Source organism: Achromobacter spanius, from assembly GCF_029637605.1.
GTDB classification, from domain to species: Bacteria; Pseudomonadota; Gammaproteobacteria; order Burkholderiales; family Burkholderiaceae_B; genus Achromobacter; species Achromobacter spanius_E.
This window is the reverse complement of the sequence record NZ_CP121261.1, coordinates 4,660,471-4,682,914: the sequence shown is the minus strand read 5'-3', so window position 1 is coordinate 4,682,914 and position 22,444 is coordinate 4,660,471. Positions and strand designations below refer to the sequence as shown.

Genomic DNA, 22,444 nt, shown 5'->3' with positions numbered 1-22,444 from the left:
GCCGGGACCCAGGGGCGCGGCGGCCCCTAGGCGCGTAGTTTGTTGAACCTGACCGTATTCACCACCACCGCCAACGCGGCGCATATCGTGCCCAGCACCAGCGCCAGGCCCGGACCGTGCGCCAGGCTGATGCTGAACGCGATGGCCACCAGCGCGGTGCCAAAGCTTTGGCCAAACACGCGGGTGGTGGCCTGCAAGCCGCCCGCCGCCCCGCTACGCGAGCGGGGCGCGGCCGACAGCATGGCGCGGTTGTTCGGCGTCTGGAAGAAACCGAAGCCCACGCCCGCGATGAACATGCCCGCCACAATGGGCCAATTCGACACCGAGGCCGGCAGCAGGGTCAGCCACAGCATGCCGGCCACCATGGTCGCCGCCCCCACGCCGCTTAAGGTGGCGGCCGAGTAGCGGTCGGACAGGCGCCCTGCCAGCGGGGCGATCAGGGCCGTGCCCACGGGCCAGGCGCCCATCAGCAAGCCCACTTCCAGGTACGGCCGTCCCAGCACCTGCTGGAAGTAGAACGGCAGGGACACATACGACGCCATCTGCGCGGCGAACGTACAGGCGGACGCGCCCACGGCGAATGCCAGCGGGCGGATGCGCAGCAGGTCCACCGGCACCAAGGGGGCCGGCTGCTTGCTGGCGCGGCGCACCAGCACCCAGCCCGCCACCGACGCAATCGCCACCAGGCCGATGCCGCGCAGCAGGTCCTGGCCCATCATGTCGACGCCGGAAATGAACACGCCCAGCGTCGCCATGCAGAGCAGCACGCTGACCCAGTCCAGCTTCACATCGTTGCGCGGCACTTCGGGCAAATGGCGCAGGCCGAACATGGCCAGCACGCAGATAGGCAGGTTGACGGCGAAGATCCAGGGCCACGGCGCCACCGACAGGATGGCGGACCCGATGGTGGGCCCCAGCACCGACATCACGGCCACCGTGGTGGCGTTGATGCTGATGCCCCGGCCCAACATGTGCAGGGGATAGATATTGCGCACCAGGCCGCCGAACATGCACATCAGCGTGGCGGCGCCCACACCTTGGAAGACGCGCGCGGCGGTCAGTTGCCACAGGGTGCCGGCCAGCGCACAGCCCAGCGACGCCAGCGTGAACAGGATCAGGCCAAAGGTGAACATGCGGCGAAAGCCGATGCGCTCGGCCAGCGCCGACAAGGGCAGCAGCGTCATCACCACCGCCAGGTTGTAGGCGTTGACGATCCACACCGCCTGCGCCGGCGAGGCGTTGAGGTCCACGGAAATCGTGGGCAGCGCCACGTTGGCGATCGTGGTGTCCAGCACCGACAGGCTGATGCCTGTCATGACCGTGGCAGCCGCCCAGTAACGGCGCGGCGCGGGCAGGCCGTCAGGCAGGGCGGCCTTGCCGGCGTCGTTCTCCGCCATCACGACTTCTTCGCGGGACGCTGCCAACCCTCAACGGTGATCTGCTTGGCGCGCGACACCGTCAGCTTGTCGGCCGGCGCGTCGCGGGTCAGGGTGGTGCCCGCGCCCAGGGTTGCGCCCCGGCCCACGCGCACCGGCGCCACCAATTGCGTATCCGACCCGATGAAGGCGTCGTCTTCGATGACGGTGCGGTGCTTGTTCACGCCGTCGTAATTGCAGGTGATGGTGCCCGCGCCCACGTTCACACGCTGGCCGATGTCGGCGTCGCCAATGTAGGCCAGGTGATTGGCCTTGCTGTCGGCGCCCAACACGCTCTTCTTGATTTCGACAAAGTTGCCGACGTGGCTGCGATCGCCCAATTCGGCGCCCGGGCGCAGGCGGGCATACGGGCCCACGCGCGCATCCTGGCCCACTTCAGCCTGCTGCAAATGGCTGAAGGCCTCGATCTGCGTGCCCGCGCCCACGGTCACGTCGCGCAACACGCAGTGCGGGCCCACGCGCACGCCGTCGGCCAGCGTGACCTTGCCTTCAAACACGCAGCCCACGTCGATGAACACGTCGCGCCCGCAAGTAAGGGTGCCGCGCACATCAAAGCGGGCAGGGTCGGCCAGCGTGACGCCGGCTTCCAACTGGCGGCGGGCCTGCTCGCTCTGCCAGCGGCGTTCCAGCTCGGCTTGCTGCACGCGGCTGTTCACGCCCAGCGTCTCCCAACCCGCGCCCGGTTGCGCCGCGCCCACGGGCACGCTGTCGACCACGGCCAGGCCGACTACGTCGGTCAGGTAGTACTCGCCTTGCGCGTTCTTGTTGTCGATACGGGTCAGCCAGTCTTTCAGCTTGGCCGTCGGGGCGGTCAGGATGCCGGTGTTCACTTCCTTGATGGCGTGTTCGGCTTCCGACGCATCTTTGTGTTCGACGATGCGGCACACGTTGCCTTTGTCATCGCGCACGATGCGGCCATAGCCGGTGGAATCGTCCAGTACTTCGGTCAGCACGGCGGCGCCCGTGGCGCGCGCATCCAGCAGGCGTTGCAGCGTGTCGGGCTGCACCAGCGGCACGTCGCCGTACAGCACCAGCGTGACGTCGTCCTTGCCATCGCCTTCCAGCAGCAGCGGCACGGCCTGCTGCACCGCGTGGCCCGTGCCTTGTTGCGGCTGCTGCAATACAAAGTGCAGGTCCGCCTGGCCTTCAAACGCCTCTTTGACGCGGTCCGCGCCGTGGCCCACCACCACGATGATGCGCGCGGGCTTCAACTGGCGCGCGCTGTCCAGCACATGGGCCAGCATAGGTTTACCGGCCAGCGTGTGCAAGACCTTGGGAAGGTTGGACTGCATGCGTTTGCCCAGTCCGGCGGCGAGGATCACTACATTAAGCATAAGTTCTGATAGGTTGAGAGACGGCGCAAACGGCCTTGCGGCCGATGCGGGTCGATTGAAAGGAGTTCAGGGCTTGCCGTCGGCAGGCCCATTATTCTTGGACGCCCGAGGCGCGGACTTGGCTGCCGTCTTGCGCGCCGCGGGCTTGCGGGTGGCGGGCTTGGAAGCCTTGGCTTCGGTCTTGGCGGCCGGTTTGGAATCCTTGGGTTTGGGCGTGGCGGACTCGCCCGGCTCGGCGGGGTTGGTCGGCATGGACGCGGCGGTGGCGGCCGCAATCTGGTTGAACTGCTGCTGCAGCAAGTCCCACCAGGCCTTGGAGGCGGACTGCGCGGCGGCGCCCATTTGCTCGGTCATGCCAGGCCCGGCCGAGTCGGCGGCCGATGCGTTGCCGGCGTCGGATTCCGACGACGCGTTGGAGGAAGAATCCTGCGGCTTGGCGTCGCGGGCGCTGTCCGATGCTGACGGTTTGGCGGCGGACTTCGGCGCGGGCTTCAAGCCCAGCACCACTTCAAGCGGCGAGGCCGCGCCGCTTTCACGCACGGCGTTCATGTCCATGCTGGCGGCGCTGTCCACAAAGGCACGCAAGGTGCTGATGGTGGAACGCTGCACTTCCATGCCCTGGATGGTGGAAGACAGCATGGACAGGTTCATGCGCAGCCAGTTTTCCACCGAACGCAGCTCGGCGATACGGCGGTCCAGGTCTTCAAGATTCATGGGCGGCGCCATGGGCAGGCTGCTGGCCAGGCCACCCGGGCCGGTCAGGCCGGCCCAGGCCTGGCGCATCATTTCCATGCTGGCCAGCAAGGGGTTGCCCGACAGATCGGAATTCTGTCCCATGCCAGGAAGGACAAACGGGTTCGTGAATTGGTCGCTCATGCCAGGTCTCCCCATGGACTGATCGCCACCGGCCTCGGCTTAGCCCGGCAGCAGCTGGTTGTTTTCCACGCGCACGTGATCGCCCGAGGCAAAGGCGAACGGCTGCGCGCTGCGGAACTGGCGCGCACTGCCGTCGTTCATGCGGACCGTCAGCTCATAGTGCGTCACCGTTTGTTGCTGTCTGATATTACGCTCAACTTCACGGCCTGCCAAAGCGCCGCCCACCGCGCCCAGCACGGTCAGCGCCGTCTTGCCGCTGCCTCCGCCAAATTGATTACCCACTACGCCACCGACCACACCGCCGCCGATGGTGCCGACCAAATGGTCGCTGTTGTCTTTCACCGGAACCTGCACCTGGCGGATGGTTTCCACCACCCCGCAGCTTTGGCATGCCTGCTTGGCCGGCGCGGGCGCCGCCGCGCGGGGCGCCGAGGCCGACGCCGGCCGGGCCTGCTGGGTCTGCGGCGCGGACTGCTGGGCCTGTTGCGCTTGTTGCTGGCCGGGCTGTGCCCCGGGAGCGGGCGCCAGGTTGGCGTCTTCAGGGCCCGCTTCAACCACGGGCGTATCGGCGTGTGGATTGGCCGACGGCGTAGGCAGCCAGCCCATCACCGCCGCCACGCCCACCGCGCACATGACGATGACCGCAATAGCGGCGGCCGCAACCAGGGGGTGCAAGCCGCTGCGCGAGTTCTGGATTCGGGTGGATGTATTCATAACGATGCTCCATCGTAACTAACCGGCATCGGTATAGCACCCGCGCGCGGTTTCGGCATGTTGCGATGGTGACGCTTCTTTGCAGGGGTTTCAGGCGCGGGCCGCGTCGGTGGACAGCCATGCCCATTCGTGGACAATAGCGCATGGATTCCATTTCCCTGCCCCAGCTCGAACAGGCAATCAACTACTGGCGCAATGTCTCGCCGTCGGTCGGCGACGAGTCGCGCCTGTGCCCTGAAGCCGCGGCGCTGGCAACGCCCTACGCCCTGATGATCATCACGCACCGGCACGATATTGCCGTGGCCGAGCTGAATGAAAAAGCCCAGGCGGCGTTGGCCGGCTGGGCTGCGGCGGGCACACAGGCCCGCTGATCCGTCTTACGCACTAGCCTGCTAGTCTTTCAGCAGCGCCTTGATGTCGTGCGTCAGCGCGTCCACGCCCAGCGTGTTGTTGGCCAGCACGCGCGATTCGCCCTTGCCATCCAGCAGGTAGAACGCGGCGGTGTGGTCCATCGTGTAGTTGCCGTCCTTGGTGGGCGCCTTGGCGTAATACGCCTTGAACGACGCGGCGGCCTTTTTGACTTGGTCCGGCGTGCCGGTCAGGCCCAGAAAGCGCGGATCGAACGCCGTCACATACTGCTTCAACACTTCCTGCGTGTCGCGCTCGGGGTCCACCGTGATCAGCAGCACCTGCACGCGGTCGGCGTCCGGGCCCAGCTTCTTCATGACTTCGGTCAGCTCGGCCAAGGACGTGGGGCACACGTCCGGGCATTGCGTGAAACCAAAGAACACCACGACTACCTTGCCGGCAAAGTCGGACAACTGGCGGGTCTTGCCGTTGGTGTCGGTCAGCTCCATGCCGCGCCCCAACTGGGTGCCGCTGATGTCGCTGCCCTTGAACGTGGGCGCGCTGTCGCCGCAGGCGGCAAGGGTGGCGGTAAGGACAGTGACGGCGGCGGCGGCAGCAAGGCGCAGGCCCAGCCGGCGGCTGGCGGAAAACATGGACATCAAACAACCTCCAGGGGTCAGCGCAGCAGGGCGACCCAGTGGTCCACCAGCAGGGCACCGAACAGCAGCGCCAGGTAGAGAATGGAAAAGCGGAACATGCTGCGCGCCAGTTCGTCGCTATAGGCGCGGTACAGGCGCCACGCATAGGACACAAACATGCCGCCCAGCACCAATGCCGACAACAGATACAGCGCGCCGCTCATGCGGATGGCGTAGGGCAACAGCGTCGTGGCCACCAGCGCCACGCTGTAGAGCAGGATGTGCAGGCGGGTGAACTGGTTGCCGTGCGTGACCGGCAGCATGGGCAGGCCGGCCTTGGCATAGTCGTGGTTGCGGTACAGCGCCAGCGCCCAGAAGTGCGGCGGGGTCCAGATGAAGATGATCAGCACCAGTACCCAGGCCTCGGCGGGCACGGAATCCGCCACGGCGGCCCAGCCCAGCGCCGGCGGCATCGCGCCCGACAAGCCGCCGATCACGATGTTCTGCGGCGTGCGCGGCTTGAGGATGACGGTATAGATAACGGCGTAGCCCACAAAGGTGGCGAAGGTCAGCCACATGGTCAGCGGGTTCACCAGCGTGTACAGCACGAACATGCCCGCGCCGCCCAACAGGCCCGAGAGGCTCAGCACCTGGAAGGCCGAAATGGTGCCTCGGGCGGTGGCGCGCCGCGCCGTGCGCAGCATGCGCGCATCCACTTCCTGTTCGATCAGGCAGTTGATGGCGAAGGCGGCCGCGGCCAGCAGCCAGATGCCGATGGTGCCAAACAGCACGCGGCGCATATCGGGGATGCCCGGCACGGCAAGGAACATGCCGATGACCGCGCAGAACACCGCCAACTGCGTGACGCGCGGCTTGGTGAGTACGAAATATTGGCGGAGCAATCCGGAGGGAGGAGCGGCAAGACTGGTCATAGTGGACCCTATTTTAAACGCGCACCGAATTGGGGCCACTGCCCCCTGTCCGCGCGCTTCCCGCCGTGGACAATCGCACCATCAGCACCACGGCGGCCAAGGTCAGGCCGGCGGCGCCCCCGTTGTGCAGCACCGCGATCAAGAGCGGCCACTGGAAGAAGATGGTCGTCAGGCCGGTGAACAGTTGAGCGGCCAGCAGAGCCAGCATCAAGGTGGCGGGGCCACGCAAGCCCGGTTCGGCCCGCAGCCGCCAGGCCAAGGTCCCCAGGTACAGGAACACGACAAAGGCAAAATTGCGATGCACCCAGTGGATGGCGGTCAGCGCGGGCTGCGAGATCATTTCGCCCGACGGCAGTTCACCCAGGCCTCGGATCACCGAATAGCCGCCGTGGAAATCCATGTCGGGCACCCACTGGCCGTGGCACATGGGAAAGTCCATGCAGGCCAGCGCGGCGTAGTTGGTGCTGACCCAGCCGCCCAGCGTGACCTGCACCAGCAGCAGGCCAAAGCCCACCGCCACCCAGGGCTTCCAGCGCGCCGCCGCCGCGGCAATCGCCAAGTGCGGGCGTTCGCGGGCCGATAGCCACGTCATCAGCGCCAGCACCGACAACCCGAACACCAGATGGGCCGTCACCACGGCGGGCATCAGCTTGTGCGTGACGGTCCACGCGCCGAAGGCGCCTTGCACGCACACGGCGACCAGCGTCGTCACGGCCAGCGCGGGCGAGCGGCCCAGTTCGCGGCGATAGCGCCATGCCATGTAAACGATGCCGATGATGAGCATGCCCAAGATGGTGCCGACGTAGCGATGGATCATTTCGATCCAGGCCTTGGACATCGTCACTGGGCCGAACGGCATGGCTTGCGACGCTTGATGGATGTCGCCCTGGGCGCCCAAGGGCGTGACGCTGCCGTAGCAGCCGGGCCAATCCGGGCAGCCCAGGCCGGAATCCGTCAGGCGCACGAAGGCGCCGAACATGATCAGGTCCAGCGTCAGGAACCAGGTGAAGAAAACGAGCTTGCGATAACGCGCTTTGATGCGTTCCATATCAACCAACTGTAAGTACCCCCGCGCCGCGCACCCCATAGGGTGCCGGTGGCGGGCAAAGAATGCTTAACCAATGCGCGAGTTATAGACCAGCTTGCTGATGTCCTTGCGCACCTTCACGCCATCCGCCTGGGCAGGGTACTGCATCATCAGGTTGCCCAGCGGGTCGATCACCCAGATCGGGTCCTGCAAGCCCGGCTGTCCGGCGGCCGTGTCGCGAGCCAGCAGATAATGCGCAAGCTGGTCCGGGTTCACGCGCAGCATGACCGTGCCTTGATAGGCCTCCAGCACTTTCTGCGGCACCGGCGCGTCGTCGGTAATGAACCAGACGCGGGCCAGGCGGTCCACGTTCTTGCCCTGGCTGGCGTGCGTATTGCGCGTAATGTAGAGCTTGCGAGCGCAGCTTTCGGGGCATTCCGCGCCATCGGCCGCCACCAGCAGCCACTTGCCCTTCAAACTTTGCAGGTCGAACGGTTTGCCGTCCAAGGTCGTCAGCTTCAGGTCGTTGGCGGCGGGCATGGGGCGCTGCGGCGACACCAGGGTGCCGTAATTGCTGGACTCGTCCGGCCACCATTGCGGGTTCATGTACACCACGAAGGCGGCCACGATGGGCGCCAGAGAACACAGGAACACCAGCAGCATGGGCATCAACGAGCGCTTGCGTGCGGGTGTGTGGGATGAGATGTCGCGAGCCACGTTATATCCTGGAAGAGTCATTCATTGATGCGCGCGCTCAGGGCCTTGCGCCCTGTCCCGCGCGCTGGCGCATGCGCTTGATGGCGCCCCCCAGCACCACCAGCCATGCGATGGCGGCAATCAAGCCGAACGCGAACCACTGGACCGCGTAAGACGTATTCTTTTGAAAATCGACGGACGGCTGGGGCCAATCGCGCACCAAGCCGTCACCGTCGGCCTGGCTGGGCTGAGCGTTCGGGCTGTGCTGAGTGTTCGGGCTGCTTTGAGCATTCGAACTGCTTTGAGCATTCGAACTGCTTTGAGCATTCGGACCGCTCTGAGCGTTCGGGCTGGTCTGGCTGCTCTGGGCCAACACGACGGGCAGCAGGTTCAGCCCCGTCGCGCGCGCATAAGCGTCCAGCGGCAAGTTTTGAACCTGGGGCACCTTACCGTCCGCGACCGGCAGCGTGGCGGGCAGGGCCGATTGATCCTGCCCGCCAAGCGACCACAATTCAAACAGGCGCGGCACACGGTCGGCCATTTCGCCGGTGATGGTCTGCGGGCCTTGCGGCGTGGCCGGCAACGCGGGTTCGCCCTGGCCTGGCATGACCCGAGGCAGCCAGCCGCGCAGCACCAGTACGGCCTGACGAGAAGACCCATCCAGCAACAGCGGCGTGGCCAGCCAGTAGCCCGGCCGCCCTTCGTGGTTGCGGTTGTCCAGCAGTACACTGAATTGCGGTTGCCACACGCCCGTGGCCTGAGCCACGCGCCAGGGTGTCAAGTCGTCGGAAGGGGTGGCGGGCGTCAGCATCACCGGCGCTTGCTTGCGGCCCGCTTCGATAGCGGCCAGAATGGCGCGTCGCTCATCGCTGCGACGCAACTGCCACTGCCCAAGCGACACCAGAATCACCACGGCGATGCCAAGCAGAAGTAGGGCGGTTACCGTGTAGCGTGTTGAATGCGGTCGGGCCATGTATCGTTGCTAACTCTGTTTTGTCCGGAGACCACCATGCGCGTTTTCGTCGTACTGGCCTTCATCGGAATCCTGGCCAGTCTGGCATCCGCCCTGGTCTATCTGATGCGGGACAAAGGGTCCACCAACCGCACCGTCAATGCGCTGACGGTACGCATCGGGCTATCAGTCGCCCTGTTCCTGTTCGTGCTGTTCGCCCATCACATGGGCTGGATAGAAAGCACGGGGCTGCGGTGATGGGTATGGCTGTGGCCGCTTGAAGGGCTTGCACCGCTTCACCGCTGCTTGATGGGTTGCGCGCGATTATCGACAGGGTTCTTGTCCAGGAGTTCCCGCGCTTCACCCATCCTACGAACCTCACCACGTAGGATGGGTGAAGCGCGCTTGGTTCGCCGCCAAAACCCCGGCGCCGAACGCGCGCAACCCATCACACAATCAGAACCATCACACCCCATCAGAACCAATACACAAACAAATACAGCCCCAGCCACACCACGTCCACAAAGTGCCAATACCAGGCCGCGCCTTCAAAGCCAAAGTGATGGTCGGCGGTAAAGTGGCCCCGCATCAGACGTATCAGGATCACCGTCAACATCGTGGCGCCCAGGATCACGTGGAAACCGTGAAACCCGGTCAGCATGTAGAACAGCGAACCGTACGCGCCCGAGTTGAATTTCAGGTTCAGTTCGGTATAGGCGTGATGGTATTCTGCGGCCTGACAGGCCACGAAGATGAAGCCCAGGATGACCGTGGCGGCCAACCAGAACATCGTCTTGCCGCGATGGTTCTCGCGCAGCGCATGGTGGGCGATGGTCAGCGTGACGCCCGAGGACAGCAGCAGTGCGGTGTTGATCGTGGGCAGCCAGAACGGGCCGACCGTCTGGAATTCCTCGACCACGCCGGCCGGGCCGAAGTTGGGCCACGCGGCCTTGAAATCGGGCCACAGCATCAGCCGGTGGTCGATGTCGCCCAGCCACGGGGTGGTGATCGTGCGCGTGTACCAAAGCGCGCCGAAGAACGCCGCGAAGAACATCACTTCCGAGAAAATGAACCAGCTCATGCCCCAACGGTAGGATCCGTCGATGCGCTTGCTGTTCAGACCGGCTTCGGATTCCTGGATAGCGTCGCCGAACCAGTAATACAGCACCACGATCAGGCCGATGAATCCCGCCAGGACAGACCACTTGGCCCAGCCCACGCCGTTGATCCAGGCCGCGGCGCCCAGCCCCATGAACAGCAGCGCCACCGCCGTGCGTACGGGATGCCCCGAGTCGGCGGGCACAAAGTAGTACGGTGCCTCTTTACCTTGAACCGAGTGGCTTGCACTCATGGCTTTCTCCCTGGTACAGATTTATAGAATTAAGTGATTCAAGTCAGGCTGGAAACGGCCCAACGCACAATTAAAACCAGCACAGTTACGAAGATTGCCGCCGCCAGCAGCCCTGCCACGATCACGTGCACCGGGTTCAGCTTGGCGATATCTTCCTGATGCCCCGAACCCTTGCGCACGCCGAAGAACCCCCAAGCCACCGCCTTCATGGTCTGAAGGAAACTCAGCTTGCGCCGAGAGGTTTCGTGCAGATCGTCGCTCATGGCCTGGGCCTAGCCGACCGCATTGCCGGTCAGCAGGGCTGAACCGCGAAACACGGTCCAGCCGAACACGGCAATGACGAAGGCCACGAGGACCCATCCTGCAATCTTGTTACGGCGGCGCTGCTCGGGTGTCATTGCTGTGCTACCTGGAACGTGAAAGACGGTTTATTTGACTTCGGGCGGCGTTTCGAAGGTGTGGAAGGGCGCGGGCGAAGGCACCGTCCATTCCAGCCCTTCGGCGCCTTCCCACGGCTTGGCGGCCGCCGGTTCGCCCTTGCCCATGTAGCAACGCAGAATCGCGTACAGGAAGATCAGCTGCGACAAGCCGAACCAGAACGCGCCAATGGTGGCCATCTGGTGGAACGTCGTGAACTGCGCGGCGTAATCGGCGTAGCGGCGCGGCATGCCGGCCAGCCCCAGGAAGTGCATCGGGAAGAAGGTGACGTTGAACGAAATCAGCGTGGACCAGAAGTGCAGCTTGCCCAGTTTTTCGCTGTACATGCGGCCCGTCCACTTCGGCACCCAGTAGTAGGCGCCCGCGAACAACGCGAACAGCGAACCGGCCACCAGCACGTAGTGGAAGTGCGCCACCACGTAATAGGTGTCGTGCACCTGGATGTCGATGGGTGCCACCGACAGGATCAGGCCGGTGAAGCCGCCCATCGTGAACACGAAGATGAAGCCGATCGAGAACAGCATCGGTGTTTCGAACGTCATCGAGCCACGCCACATGGTGGCGACCCAGTTGAACACCTTCACCCCGGTCGGGATGGAGATGAGCATGGTGGCATACATGAAGTACAACTGCCCGGTTACCGGCATGCCCGTCGTGAACATGTGGTGGGCCCAGACAATGAACGACAGCACGGCAATGGAGGCGGTGGCGTACACCATCGAGGCATAGCCAAACAGCTTCTTGCGGGCGAACGCGGGCACGATGGCCGACACGATACCGAACGCCGGCAAGATCATGATGTAGACCTCGGGGTGCCCGAAGAACCAGAACACGTGCTGATACAGCACCGGGTCGCCGCCCGCCGCTGCGTTGAAGAAGCCCGTGCCGAAGTGGCGGTCGGTCAGCACCATGGTGATGGCGGCGGCCAGCACCGGCATTACGGCCAGCAGCAGGAAGGCGGTGATCAGCCAGGTCCAGCAGAACAGCGGCATCTTCATCAGCGTGAGGCCGGGCGCGCGCATGTTCAGGATGGTCACGATGATGTTGATGGCGCCCATGATCGAGGAAGCGCCCATCAAGTGCATCGCGAAAATGCCCAGGTCCATGCCCGGACCCATCTGCAAGGACAGCGGCGCATACAGCGTCCAGCCCGCGGCGGTGGCGCCGCCCGGCACGAAGAACGATGCCGTCAGCATGATCGCGGCCACCGGCAGCAGCCAGAAGCTGAAGTTGTTCATGCGCGCGAACGCCATGTCGGACGCGCCGATCTGCATCGGAATCATCCAGTTCGCAAAGCCCACGAAGGCCGGCATGATGGCGCCGAACACCATGATGATGCCGTGCATGGTGGTGAACTGGTTGAACAGTTCGGGGCGGAAGAATTGCAGGCCCGGTTCGAACAATTCGGTACGCAGCAGCAAGGCAAGCGTGCCGCCTTCCAGCAACATGGCAAACGAGAAGATGAGATACATCGTCCCGATGTCTTTATGGTTCGTGGCAAAAAGCCAGCGGCGCCAGCCCGAGGGCATGGCGTGGTGGTGGTCATCGTGACCGTGGCCGTGGCCCGGCGACACGTGGTCTACAGTGACGCTGCTCATGATGGACTCCTTCCTGCTGAGTGCCGGCCCCGATCCACGGGACCGGCAGGGTATCTCTAACTAAACGGAACCGGTTCTATCGGTGTAGGCGTAGGGTGCGCGATCAGCGCGCAGCCGCAACGTCCTTCGGTAGAACCGTCGGGTCCTGCCCCTTGCCTGCATTGCTCCAGGCATGGCGTGTATAGCTGATGACCGCTGCGATCTCGACATCATTGAGCTGCCCGCCGAATGCCGCCATGGCGGTGCCGGGCTTGCCCTTGAGCACGGTGTTGATCTGGGCCGCTTGGGGGCCCAGAACAACCTTGTCTCCGTCAAGCGGTGGGAAGCTGCCCGGAATGCCCTTGCCGTTGGCCTGGTGACAGGCCACGCAATTGGCGGCGAAGACTTTTTCGCCACGGGCAACCAGTTCGGCTTCCGTCCACTCTTTATTGGGATCGTCGGCGTTTGCCGCCATCTTCTTCTTCTGGTCTTCAACCCACTTATCGTAGTCGGCTTGCGCCAGGACTTCGACAACGATCGGCATGAAGGCGTGGTCTTTGCCACAGAGTTCCGCGCACTGGCCACGGTAGATGCCCGGGGTGTCGGCACGGAACCAGGCGTCGCGCAGGAAGCCAGGGATGGCATCCTGCTTGACGCCGAAGTCGGGAATCATCCACGAGTGGATGACGTCGGCCGCGGTCAGAACGACGCGGACCTTTTTATCCACCGGCACAACCATGTGGTTGTCCACTTCCATCAGATAGAACTGGCCCTTGGGCTCGCGGTTCTCGATCTGCGCACGAGGCGTGGCAAGTGTGGACAGGAATTTGACGCCGGCGGCGGAGCCGTCGAGGTACTCGTAGCCCCACTTCCATTGATAGCCGGTGACCTTGATGGTGAGGTCGGCGCTTGAGGTGTCCTTCATGGCCACCACCGTCTTGGTGGCCGGCAAGGCCATGGCGATGACGATGATGAAGGGGATGACCGTCCAGGCGACTTCCACGCCCAGATGCTCATGGAACGTCGCGGCCTTGTGCCCGCGGGACTTCCGGTGCGCCCAGATGGAATAGAACATCACCCCGAACACACCGATGAAGATCACGATACAGATCGTGAGCAACAGCCAGTGCAGCCACATGATGTCGCGCGAAATCGCGGTCACACCTTCATGCAGGTTGAGCTGATTGACCTTCGGGCCGCCGGGCATGTCTTGCACCTGAGCACCGGCCACGCTGCCAATCAGCATCGCACAAGCCCCCAGTATCCCTCTCCACTTCTTCATGCTTACCTCGAAACACGGCGCGAGGGCCCTTGTCGCCTAGTGGCACGAGTGTCACTTCAACAGGACTACGCGCAATTATTAGATGGCAGGGTTAAGCAGGGAGATAGAGCGGCCCCCGCGTTCCCACTCGAAATCACAAAGAAACTGGCGGATTATAGCGGACACGCAAATAGATGTAAGACAGGCCTCTTGAATAAAAGGGCCTCGCCCCCATCTGCGCCGCCCCAAGCTTCGGCCCTTGACGCGCGCGCCAAACCGTGTGGCATAAAATCGTCGGCAACCTCATCACGACACGCCACGATGCCTAAGCAGTTGCCCGATTTGTATGCCGACCTGTGCGCGCGCGCGCAGGAGCCCGCCCCCGATGGCGCGCACGCTTTATATATAGCGGGCCGCCGCTGCGGCTGGGCCACGCATGCCGCCTGCGACGCACTGCGCGATGCGCCCGGCATCGTCTGCGACGACGCCGCGTTGCACATCGGCGCACACCTGACACCCGGCGCGGCACTGAACGCCGTGCTGGAAAATACCGCGCAACTGTTGCGTCAAGCCAACTGCCTGCGCGGCTGGCGCGATGAACTGCTGGACGTGATGGACGGCGATGTTGCGCTGGGCGTCATCGAGCGCGCGGCGGTCCGCCCCCTGGGCCTGCTGACCCACGCGGTGCATCTGAATGCCTGGACGCCGGACAGGCGTCTGTGGGTTGCGCGACGCGCGCTCAGCAAGTCGACAGATCCCGGTATGTGGGACACCTTGGTGGGCGGCCTGGCGGGCTGCGGCGAAGATCTTGAACTTGCGCTGGTGCGCGAATGCGGCGAGGAAGCGGGCCTGGATGCGCCCGACCTGGTCAACCGCACGCCCTTGCGCACCATCCTGCGCATTCATCGCCGGCTGCCCGAGGGCTATCAGGTGGAAGACGTGCTGACCAGCACCTGCGTGCTGGCGCCAGGCGTGCGGCCCGCCAACCGTGACGGTGAAGTCATGGAGATCGCCACCGTCGACGTTCCTACCGTGCTGCGGCAGATAGCCGACGGCGAGTTCACGCTGGAGGCGGCGCTGGTGATTGTCGAGGACATCATGCAACGCCAGGCTGCCGGCCAGATCTGAATCAGCGGGACGCCGTTCCCGGCGCATCGATCGCCGGCTGATCCGGTTCACGTGTCACGCCCGCCGCTTCGGCCGCTTCCGCCGCCTGCGCCGGGCTTGGAGCCGAGGAGGGGGCGGGCGTTGCGGCCGGCGCCGCGTGCGATGCCTGCGAGAACTGCTTCCAGACCTCAATGGCGCGCAGGCGCTGCTTGGCCACCACCTGAATACGTTCACGCAGATTCTCGTCGCGGGCCAAGAGGGCATGGAAGTCGCGCGACGACAGCATCAGCAGCTTGCTATAGCCCAACGACGTCACCTCGGGCGTGATGTTCTTTTCTCCGAGCAGGCCAAGTTCGCCAAAGAATTCGCCGCTGCCCAGCTCGATCAAGGTGTTGTCGGGCAGGTGCACCGCCACGGCGCCCGACGCCACAAAGCACATTTCCTCGCCATGCCGTCCCTGGGTCAAGACCCGCTGGTCAGGCAGCGCCAGACGCGGCTTGAGCAGCTTGCTGATGGCGCGCAGTGAATCCGGCGACAGCCCCTCGAACAGCGGCACGCGCTTGATCAGTTCGGCCGCGCTCATTTCAATATCCAGCGGCGGGTGCGCGTCGATATGCGCCCAGCGGCTCTTCAATTGCGCCATCAGGTCTGCATAGACCTCGCCGCTGATCAAGAATTGCTCAAGCATGTCGCGGTAGCGGATGCGCTCAAGCTCGCGCGCGACGCGGCCCAGATAGCTTTCCTGCAGCCATAGCGCGTAGGACGGATATTGCAGGTTCAACGCCTGCATGGCGTTTTCGATCAGGTCCAGCCGGCGCTGGTGCAGGGCCACGATGCGCTGCGTGGCGGCTTCGCCCAGCAAGGGCGTGATCTGCTCCCGGGCGAACACAATCAGTCGTTGCGCGACGGACCGCTTGCTCATCAGATTGGCAAAGCGCTGGCCCAGTTCGCGCGCCAGCCAGCTTTGAAAGCCGAACACGTAATGCATGCGCAGCGCCAGCCGGAAGGCGGTGGAATAGCGCACGTCCTGCACGATGGCGCGTTCGAAGCCGGGCACGCCGCCCAGGCGGATGGCGTCTTCCAGCCGCTCGGCGCGCGCCAGCAACGTCTCGGCCATGCGCCAGTCCACGATCTGCGCCTTCAGGATGTCGAAGAACATTTCCTCTTCGCGTTGCGCCACGATGGCCAGGCCCACGGCCACGCGCTGCTCGTCGCTCATCTGGCTGACCTGGCCATCGTGCACGCTGGTCAGGCTGGCGTCGAACACCGCGCGGATCCGGTCGCGCACTTCGGTGCCGATATGTTCGGTCTTGGCCACCTCGTCCGTCTTGTCCTGCAAGTCTTCCAGCGCCACCGCCAGCGCCTGGTTGCGGATGGTGCGTTCCACAGAAGACAGTTGGTTCAGGCCCAGCATGCGGATCAACGGCCGCAGGCTGATGCCATTGATAAAGAGCGTCAGCAGCACATAGCTGGTGGTCGCCACCGCGATGAATTGGCGCGCCTCTTCGGGCACGCCCGTCTGCTCGGTCACCGCCAGAGCCAGCGCCAGCGACACGGCGCCGCGCAGTCCGCCCCACAGCATCACCACCTTGTACGGGTTGCTGACCTTGGTGCCCAGGCGCGTCAGCCCCAGCAGGGGCAACAGCCCGAAAACAACGATGGCCCGAGCGACCAGGGTCGCGACGAACACCACGGCCACCAACAGCAGTTCCTGCCAGTCGGCGGCCGCCATCAGCTTGGGGATCAGCATCGCCGCGAACAGGAAGATCAGGGAATTGGCCCAGAAGCCGAATTGCCCCCAGGCGCTGGCCAGGTATTCGAAGGTGGTGGGCGACATGCGCGTGCGGCCGGTGGAGCCCACGACCAGACCCGCAATCACGGTGGCAACCACGCCCGACACGTTCAGATAGTGTTCCGAGATGAAGAAGGACAGGTAGGCCAGCGTCAACGTCAGCGTGATCTCGGCCGTGGGAAAGCCGCGCAGCCAGGCGAACAGGAAGCAGGCCAGCCGCCCCATCGCAAAGCCCGCGACGCCACCTCCGATGAAGTGCACGATGAAGTCGTTGAAGATGCCGCTGACGGTGAGTTCGCCGTGGCCGCTCAGCACGGCCAACAGCACGGAGTACAGGGCGATGGACGCGGCATCGTTGAACAGGCTTTCGCCTTCGACCAGCGTCGTCAGCCGCTTGGGCGCGCCCACTTCCCGGAATATGCCCACCACGGCGACCGGGTCCGTCGTCGCCACAATGGCGCCCAACAGCAGGCAGACCACCAGCCCATAAGACGAAATCAGGTCCAGCGTCAGCCCCACCACCACGGTGCACACCACGACGGCCACAATCGCCATCATCAGAATGGGGCCGATGTCATCCATCAGGCGGCGCACGTTCATGGCCAGCGCGGTCTCGAACAGCAGCACCGGCAGGAACACCATCAAGAAGGTTTCGGACGAGATCTCAAAGCTTTCCAGTGAATCGAGAAAATCTCCGATCCAGCTGGGTGCCCAACCATGGACGTGGATGACGATACCCAGCAAGCAACCAACAATAGCCAGCAATACCGAATAGGGCAGCTTTAGCCGGCCGGCCAGCGGCGGCATAAAGCAGACCAGTGTGAGCAATCCGGCCAAGCCGAATACGAGAAATCCTACATCCATGGGTATTGCCACGTCCCGAGCAGTGAGAGGTGCGACAAGAATAGCGGCATTTTTCAGCAACGCAGGCCTGGAAACTGTGGGGAATCGTAGAGAATGCACGTTTCGTTACCCTAGGTGCCGCTGCTGATACGCGCCGCGCCCTGTTTTTTGGGTAATGTGCAAACGTACAAACTACGCAGGAGCGGCACTTGCCACGCGTCCACTCTCTGGCCCGCCGTCACGACGCGCCCGCCATGCTCGTCCAGTTGACCGACAGCCATTTGTTCGGCGAACCCGACACCGCGATGCTGGGCGTTAACACCGACGCCAGCCTGCGCGCGGTGTTGCGCCAGATTGAAGCCGACGGCAAACGTCCCGACCTGTTGCTGGCCACGGGCGACTTGTCGCAAGACGGCGAAGCCGCCGCCTACCAACGCTTTGCCGCCATTCTTGGCCAGGCCGGCGTGTTGTCGGGCGCGCAGATCCGTTGCCTGCCGGGCAACCACGACCAGCCGGCCGTGATGCGACAAGAGCTGCCGCAATGGTCAGTGCCCGTAACGGATGTGGGTGCCTGGCGCGTCGTCACGCTGGACACCACGGTGCCTGGCTCCAATGCCGGCCACTTGCCCGACAGCCAGTTGGACATGCTGGAGGCGGCGCTCGCCGCCGAGCCCGGGCGCCACACGCTGATCGCCATGCACCACAACCCCATGCAGATCGACAGCCATTGGCACGACTCGATGATGATCGACAACCCGCAGGCGCTGTTCAAGCGGCTGACGCGCTGGCCGCAGGCGCGCGTACTGCTGTGGGGCCATGTCCATCACGAATTCGACCGCCGCCGGCACAACCTGCGCATGCTGGCCACGCCATCGACCTGCTTCCAGTTCAGCATTCGCGACGGCAAGCATGTGGTCGACAACCTGGCGCCAGGCTACCGCTGGATCAAGCTCTATCAGGATGGATCGATGGCCACTGGGGTGCGCCGCGTACAGGACGCGCTGTGGCACACGGCGCTGGCGCCGGACGACGCGCAAGCCGCATAAAAATCGGGGCACCAGATATATGAATATATGTGGTGCCCCGCAAGCATCCGTCTCATAGGGGAGGGGAAAGAGGAGAAGCCGAGACGGATGGCAAGACTGCAAACTACCTAAAGTTCGCGGTCTACATGAACTTAGGCGGCGCTCTCTTTATTAAGTTTCTGCAAGAGCCCGAAATTTAGCGGCGAATTTGTATCAATTTATTGGCGCCCTTATTGTCGGGGCTACACGCAAGAATCGCCGCGCAAAGAAAAGGGCCGCTTGCGCGGCCCAGCTCTGGCTTACCCAGCAAATCAGTCAACCATTCAGGAAGCCAGATTGCCGCGCATTTTCTTCAGCGCAGCGGCTTCGATCTGGCGGATGCGCTCGGCGGATACGCCGAACTCTTGCGCCAGTTCATGCAGCGTGGCGCCGCCGTCATCCTGCAGCCAGCGCGCCTCGACGATGCGGCGCGAACGGGCGTCCAGCGCATCCAGGGCGCCGGTCAGGCCAGTGCTTTGAAGCTGGTCGCGCGCGGCGCGTTCCAGCACCCGCGTGGGTTCCTGGCGGCCATCGTCGGACAGATAGGCGATGGGCGCATAGCTGTCGTCATCGTCATCCTGATTTTCGAGCGACATCTCGCGCCCGGACAAGCGCACTTCCATTTCGCTGACATCTTCGCGGCGCACGTTGAGCTCGCGGGCGATGTGATCGACCTGGTCGGGGTCCAGCGTCTGGCCGTCGGGGCGCATGCTGCGCAGATTGAAGAACAGCTTGCGCTGGGCCTTGGTGGTAGCCACCTTGACCAGACGCCAGTTGCGGATGATGTATTCGTGGATTTCGGCCTTGATCCAGTGCACGGCAAACGACACCAGGCGCACGCCGCGTTCAGGGTCGAAGCGCTTCACGGCTTTCATCAGGCCAACATTGCCTTCCTGGATAAGGTCGGCGTGGGGCAAACCGTAGCCCAGATACTGGCGCGCAACCGACACCACCAGGCGCAGGTGCGACAGAATCAGTTCGCGCGCGGCACCCAGGTCTTCCTGGTCGCGCAAGCGACGGCCCAGCTCGGTTTCACGCTCTGCCGACAGAACCGGCAAGCGGTTTACCGTGGAAATGTACGCGTCGATCGTGCCAAGTGCGCCCGGATTGGCAATGGCCAACGCCAGAGCGTTGCCAGACGCGGCCAACGAGGTACTGGGTTGCTTCATAGCGGGGGTCTCCGGAAAGCGAAGGGATAGCGACATGGATTCGATGTTAGCACTCTAGTAAAGGGAGTGCTAATACGACTATTGCGCCGCGTCAAAGTTTCAAGTTTATGGCGCGTCCCCATTTTTTCTGACGCACCGATCAGGCCAAAAGGCGCTACCAGCCCAGACGCTTCAAACCGTCTGCCGTGGCCTCGCCATCCGGCCGGATGAACAAGGCGCCGCGCGGGTCCATGAACACCTGGTACTTCGCGCCGTCGAACATCGGCATGTAGGCGGCGCTACCAAATTGGACATCGACGAAGGGAAACCAGTTCGGAAAACTCTTCTTCAGGGATCCGAGATCGGGTGCGGGCCAATCGTCCAGCGCGTGGACGGACCTGGTGCCGGTCGCTTCACGCGCGATGTCGCTGTGGCGCCCTGACAAGCGCTCAAGGCGGTACAACGGCGGCACACCCGCCATCAGCGCCGGCAGCTTCCACCGCACAACCCGGGCGTCGATCTGCCATTGGTCGCCATACAGCACGTATTGCCTGGGCTCCGTACCCGGCCCGGAGGTAGTCAGTTGGAACTGCCCTTCGGCCTGCTGGCGAACCTCGACCCGAGCCACGGATTCGTCCGTGGTCAGCTTGTAAAACTGCACCAGCGACAAGGCCAGCAGCCCGGAAACACATCCCAGCAACACCAGCATCAGGCCGAACAGACGGCGTACCGGACGAAACTGGAACATCTTGCGGCCGCGCTCGTCACGCGGGCCGCCACGGCTTAGCAGCATGACAAGGCCGGGCAGCAGGACGACGACGGCGCCCAGAAGGATCCAGACGAAGGGAGCAATACCGTTGATCAAGTCAGGCGTTCCTATATAGCGCACCGCGGCTCATGACCCGATGCGCCCAGGGCGCCGCGAGCCTGCCGCGGCAGGCTCCCCAGTATAGAAGCGGGCTTTCACCCCGCCGGTTTTCCAAGGCGCTCGACGTGAAACCGGATGTGATCTTCGATGAAGGTCGAGATGAAGTAATAGCCGTGGTCATAGCCGGGCTGGCGGCGCAGGGTGAGGGGTTGGCCAGCGGTGGCGCAGGCGGCTTCGAACACCTCGGGATACAACTGTTCGGCCAGGAATTGGTCGGATTCGCCCTGGTCGATGAGGATGCCGCCCGGAAAAGGCTGCTTCAGCCCCTGCATCAGCGAGGCCGCGTCATACGCGGCCCATTCGGCGGGGTTGTCGCCCAGGTAGGCGCCAAACGCCTTCTTGCCCCACGGGCACTGGCTGGGCGCGGCGATCGGCGCAAAAGCCGACACCGACCGGAATTTTCCGGGGTTGCGCAGCGCCAGCACCAGCGCGCCATGGCCGCCCATGGAATGTCCGAAAATGCCGGTGCGCGACGCATCGCCCGGCAGGGTGTCGCCCGTGACGATAGCGTGCAGTTCTTCGGTCACGTAGCTATACATGCGGTAGTGGTCGCGCCAGGCCGGCGTGACGGCATCCACATAGAAACCCGCGCCGGTGCCCAGATCCCAGCTTTCGTCTTCGCCGGGCACGTTGGCGCCGCGCGGGCTGGTGTCCGGCGCCACCAGCATGACGCCCAGTTCCGCCGCCAACCGCTGCGCCCCGGCCTTGATCATGAAGGTCTCTTCGGTGCAGGTCAGGCCTGCCAGAAAGAACAGCACGGGCACGGGGCCTTGCTCGGCCTGGGGCGGTACGAAGACCGAAAAACGCATGGGCAGGCCGATCTGGGCGGACTCATGGCGGTAGTAGCGCTGCGTACCGCCAAAGCAGCGATGCTGGGAAATGAGTTCCAGGGCCACGGGCATGGACGTTCTCCGGTCGGGGGGATGAAAAATGCGTCGACGGGTTAGGGTATATCCACGGTACGACGTTCCGTCGCCGAATGTTAACCTGCGCTGCATACCGGCCGGACGACAAAAAAAAGCGATTCCGTGCCCATATTGTGATCACGGTACTTGACCAGCGCCCATCGTGGCACTATTTATATACCGTGAGCGAAGACAACCCGTTCTTCCAGATACGCAAGCCCTGACACTATGGCCCGTCTGCCCCGTCTGTACGCCCCTGGGCTGCCCCAACTGGTGCAGGCCAATTTCATTTCGCCGCTGGCCGCGCCGTCTCAACCCGCGCCCGCCGACATCCTGAACCAATTGGCCACCTGGCTGGGCGAATCCGCTCAACGCCATCGGGTGTCGGTCCACGGCTGGCTGTTGGCCAACGACCGCATCCTGCTGTTGGCTACGCCCGCCGACGAAGAAGGCTTGCCCCGCTTGATGCAGACGCTGGGCCGCAACTTGGCCGCTCGCCTGCGCGGTGGCAGGGTCTTCGCGGGGCGTTACCGGTCCGCTTTGCTGGAACCGGGCGCCTGGGTGCTGCCCGCACTGGTCTGGCTGGAAACGTATCCCGTGCGCAGCGGCGCGTCGCAAGACCCGGATTCCTGGCCTTGGTCTTCAGCGTCCAGCCACACCGGCAACACCACCGCCGCGCCCGCGCAATGGCAGTCCGACCACGCGGATTACTGGGCTTGCGGCAACACGCCGTTCGACCGGCAGGCCAATTACCGCAAGCGCCTGCAAGACGGCTTGTCGCGGGAAGAATCCCAACGCATCGATCAAGCCGTATCTGGCCAGTGGGCATTGGGCGGACCCAGCTTCATTGCCAGCCTGGCACATACCGCCAGCCGGCGCGTGGCTCCCGGCCAGCGCGGCCGGCCGCGCAAGAAACCCGCCGCCGCGACAGAATCGGATTCGCCCGCGAGCCCGCCGCCGGGCAACAACCCTCCGGCAACTTCCTGATTTTCCCAACCCGCCTGCTGGCGGGTTTTTATCGCGCCTTTGGTGCGTCGAATCGTCGCCGGCTGTGCATTTTCTGCCACAGGCGCGGCG

23 protein-coding genes are annotated in these 22,444 nt (G+C 64.1%); 5 read left to right on the top strand and 18 right to left on the bottom strand.

What is annotated here, in order from left to right; all coding sequences use genetic code 11:
• Positions 1–26 precede the first annotated feature (26 nt).
• The 4 genes from P8T11_RS20985 to P8T11_RS20970 form a co-directional block, all read right to left on the bottom strand.
• Positions 27–1,397: an MFS transporter gene (locus P8T11_RS20985; protein ID WP_268080225.1), complete on the bottom strand. Its 1,371-nt coding sequence runs from the start codon at positions 1,395–1,397 to the stop codon at positions 27–29.
• Positions 1,397–2,770: a bifunctional UDP-N-acetylglucosamine diphosphorylase/glucosamine-1-phosphate N-acetyltransferase GlmU gene (glmU, locus tag P8T11_RS20980; protein WP_268080226.1), complete on the bottom strand. Its 1,374-nt coding sequence runs from the start codon at positions 2,768–2,770 to the stop codon at positions 1,397–1,399. Before glmU ends, P8T11_RS20985 begins: the two co-directional genes overlap by 1 nt.
• A gap of 66 nt (positions 2,771–2,836) precedes the next feature.
• Positions 2,837–3,646 carry a PhaM family polyhydroxyalkanoate granule multifunctional regulatory protein gene (locus tag P8T11_RS20975; RefSeq protein WP_268080227.1) on the bottom strand — a complete coding sequence of 270 codons (810 nt, stop codon included), beginning with the start codon at positions 3,644–3,646 and terminating at the stop codon, positions 2,837–2,839.
• Positions 3,647–3,685: 39 nt separating this feature from the next.
• Positions 3,686–4,360 carry a glycine zipper 2TM domain-containing protein gene (locus P8T11_RS20970; RefSeq protein ID WP_268080228.1) on the bottom strand — a complete coding sequence of 225 codons (675 nt, stop codon included), beginning with the start codon at positions 4,358–4,360 and terminating at the stop codon, positions 3,686–3,688.
• A gap of 143 nt (positions 4,361–4,503) precedes the next feature.
• On the opposite strand from P8T11_RS20970, the gene P8T11_RS20965 reads away from it, so the two are divergent.
• Positions 4,504–4,731: a DUF3717 domain-containing protein gene (locus P8T11_RS20965; RefSeq protein WP_100853499.1), complete on the top strand. Its 228-nt coding sequence runs from the start codon at positions 4,504–4,506 to the stop codon at positions 4,729–4,731.
• A gap of 21 nt (positions 4,732–4,752) precedes the next feature.
• On the opposite strand, the gene P8T11_RS20960 is transcribed toward P8T11_RS20965, so the two are convergent.
• The 5 genes from P8T11_RS20960 to P8T11_RS20940 all read right to left on the bottom strand — a co-directional run bounded on the left by P8T11_RS20960 (position 4,753) and on the right by P8T11_RS20940 (position 8,974).
• A complete protein-coding gene (locus P8T11_RS20960) occupies positions 4,753–5,367 on the bottom strand; it encodes an SCO family protein (protein ID WP_268080229.1) in 615 nt (204 codons plus the stop codon).
• Between the two features lie 17 nt (positions 5,368–5,384).
• Positions 5,385–6,278, bottom strand: coding sequence for a heme o synthase (gene cyoE, locus P8T11_RS20955; RefSeq protein ID WP_268080230.1), 894 nt, complete (start codon positions 6,276–6,278; stop codon positions 5,385–5,387).
• A 13-nt stretch (positions 6,279–6,291) separates the two neighbouring features.
• A complete protein-coding gene (locus tag P8T11_RS20950) occupies positions 6,292–7,326 on the bottom strand; it encodes a COX15/CtaA family protein (RefSeq protein ID WP_268080231.1) in 1,035 nt (344 codons plus the stop codon).
• Positions 7,327–7,392: 66 nt separating this feature from the next.
• Complete coding sequence (locus tag P8T11_RS20945; protein WP_268082306.1) at positions 7,393–7,974, bottom strand: SCO family protein; 582 nt, start codon at positions 7,972–7,974, stop codon at positions 7,393–7,395.
• Between the two features lie 85 nt (positions 7,975–8,059).
• The gene (locus P8T11_RS20940; protein ID WP_268080233.1) at positions 8,060–8,974 is read right to left on the bottom strand and encodes an SURF1 family protein; all 915 of its coding nucleotides are present in this window, start codon (positions 8,972–8,974) and stop codon (positions 8,060–8,062) included.
• Between the two features lie 36 nt (positions 8,975–9,010).
• On the opposite strand from P8T11_RS20940, the gene P8T11_RS20935 reads away from it, so the two are divergent.
• A complete protein-coding gene (locus tag P8T11_RS20935; RefSeq protein WP_006392373.1) occupies positions 9,011–9,211 on the top strand; it encodes a twin transmembrane helix small protein in 201 nt (66 codons plus the stop codon).
• Positions 9,212–9,428: 217 nt separating this feature from the next.
• Here the strand turns inward: P8T11_RS20935 and P8T11_RS20930 are convergent, their stop codons facing one another.
• The 5 genes from P8T11_RS20930 to coxB form a co-directional block, all read right to left on the bottom strand.
• Positions 9,429–10,304, bottom strand: coding sequence for a cytochrome c oxidase subunit 3 (locus P8T11_RS20930; RefSeq protein WP_264615029.1), 876 nt, complete (start codon positions 10,302–10,304; stop codon positions 9,429–9,431).
• A 38-nt stretch (positions 10,305–10,342) separates the two neighbouring features.
• Positions 10,343–10,567 (bottom strand): DUF2970 domain-containing protein, encoded by a 225-nt coding sequence (locus P8T11_RS20925; protein ID WP_050448184.1) that lies wholly within the window; start codon positions 10,565–10,567, stop codon positions 10,343–10,345.
• A gap of 9 nt (positions 10,568–10,576) precedes the next feature.
• Positions 10,577–10,702: a cytochrome oxidase small assembly protein gene (locus P8T11_RS20920; RefSeq protein ID WP_046805294.1), complete on the bottom strand. Its 126-nt coding sequence runs from the start codon at positions 10,700–10,702 to the stop codon at positions 10,577–10,579.
• 30 nt (positions 10,703–10,732) lie between these two features.
• Positions 10,733–12,340: a cytochrome c oxidase subunit I gene (gene ctaD, locus P8T11_RS20915; protein WP_268080234.1), complete on the bottom strand. Its 1,608-nt coding sequence runs from the start codon at positions 12,338–12,340 to the stop codon at positions 10,733–10,735.
• 103 nt (positions 12,341–12,443) lie between these two features.
• On the bottom strand, positions 12,444–13,601 hold the full coding sequence (gene coxB / locus P8T11_RS20910; protein WP_050448186.1) for a cytochrome c oxidase subunit II: 1,158 nt from the start codon (positions 13,599–13,601) through the stop codon (positions 12,444–12,446).
• A 300-nt stretch (positions 13,602–13,901) separates the two neighbouring features.
• On the opposite strand from coxB, the gene P8T11_RS20905 reads away from it, so the two are divergent.
• Positions 13,902–14,708, top strand: a complete 807-nt coding sequence (locus P8T11_RS20905) for an NUDIX hydrolase (protein WP_268080235.1) — start codon at positions 13,902–13,904, stop codon at positions 14,706–14,708.
• 1 nt (position 14,709) lies between these two features.
• On the opposite strand, the gene P8T11_RS20900 is transcribed toward P8T11_RS20905, so the two are convergent.
• A complete protein-coding gene (locus tag P8T11_RS20900) occupies positions 14,710–17,343 on the bottom strand; it encodes a cation:proton antiporter (protein ID WP_268080236.1) in 2,634 nt (877 codons plus the stop codon).
• Between the two features lie 188 nt (positions 17,344–17,531).
• Here P8T11_RS20900 and cpdA point away from each other — a divergent pair, with 188 nt between their 5' ends.
• Positions 17,532–18,368: a 3',5'-cyclic-AMP phosphodiesterase gene (gene cpdA, locus P8T11_RS20895; protein WP_268080237.1), complete on the top strand. Its 837-nt coding sequence runs from the start codon at positions 17,532–17,534 to the stop codon at positions 18,366–18,368.
• A gap of 302 nt (positions 18,369–18,670) precedes the next feature.
• Here cpdA and rpoH read toward each other — a convergent pair whose 3' ends face one another.
• The 3 genes from rpoH to fghA all read right to left on the bottom strand — a co-directional run bounded on the left by rpoH (position 18,671) and on the right by fghA (position 21,364).
• The gene (gene rpoH / locus P8T11_RS20890) at positions 18,671–19,555 is read right to left on the bottom strand and encodes an RNA polymerase sigma factor RpoH (protein WP_268080238.1); all 885 of its coding nucleotides are present in this window, start codon (positions 19,553–19,555) and stop codon (positions 18,671–18,673) included.
• Between the two features lie 154 nt (positions 19,556–19,709).
• The gene (locus P8T11_RS20885; RefSeq protein WP_268080239.1) at positions 19,710–20,399 is read right to left on the bottom strand and encodes a hypothetical protein; all 690 of its coding nucleotides are present in this window, start codon (positions 20,397–20,399) and stop codon (positions 19,710–19,712) included.
• A 98-nt stretch (positions 20,400–20,497) separates the two neighbouring features.
• Complete coding sequence (gene fghA, locus P8T11_RS20880) at positions 20,498–21,364, bottom strand: S-formylglutathione hydrolase (RefSeq protein ID WP_268080240.1); 867 nt, start codon at positions 21,362–21,364, stop codon at positions 20,498–20,500.
• Positions 21,365–21,595: 231 nt separating this feature from the next.
• On the opposite strand from fghA, the gene P8T11_RS20875 reads away from it, so the two are divergent.
• Complete coding sequence (locus P8T11_RS20875; RefSeq protein ID WP_268080241.1) at positions 21,596–22,354, top strand: hypothetical protein; 759 nt, start codon at positions 21,596–21,598, stop codon at positions 22,352–22,354.
• Positions 22,355–22,444 lie beyond the last annotated feature (90 nt).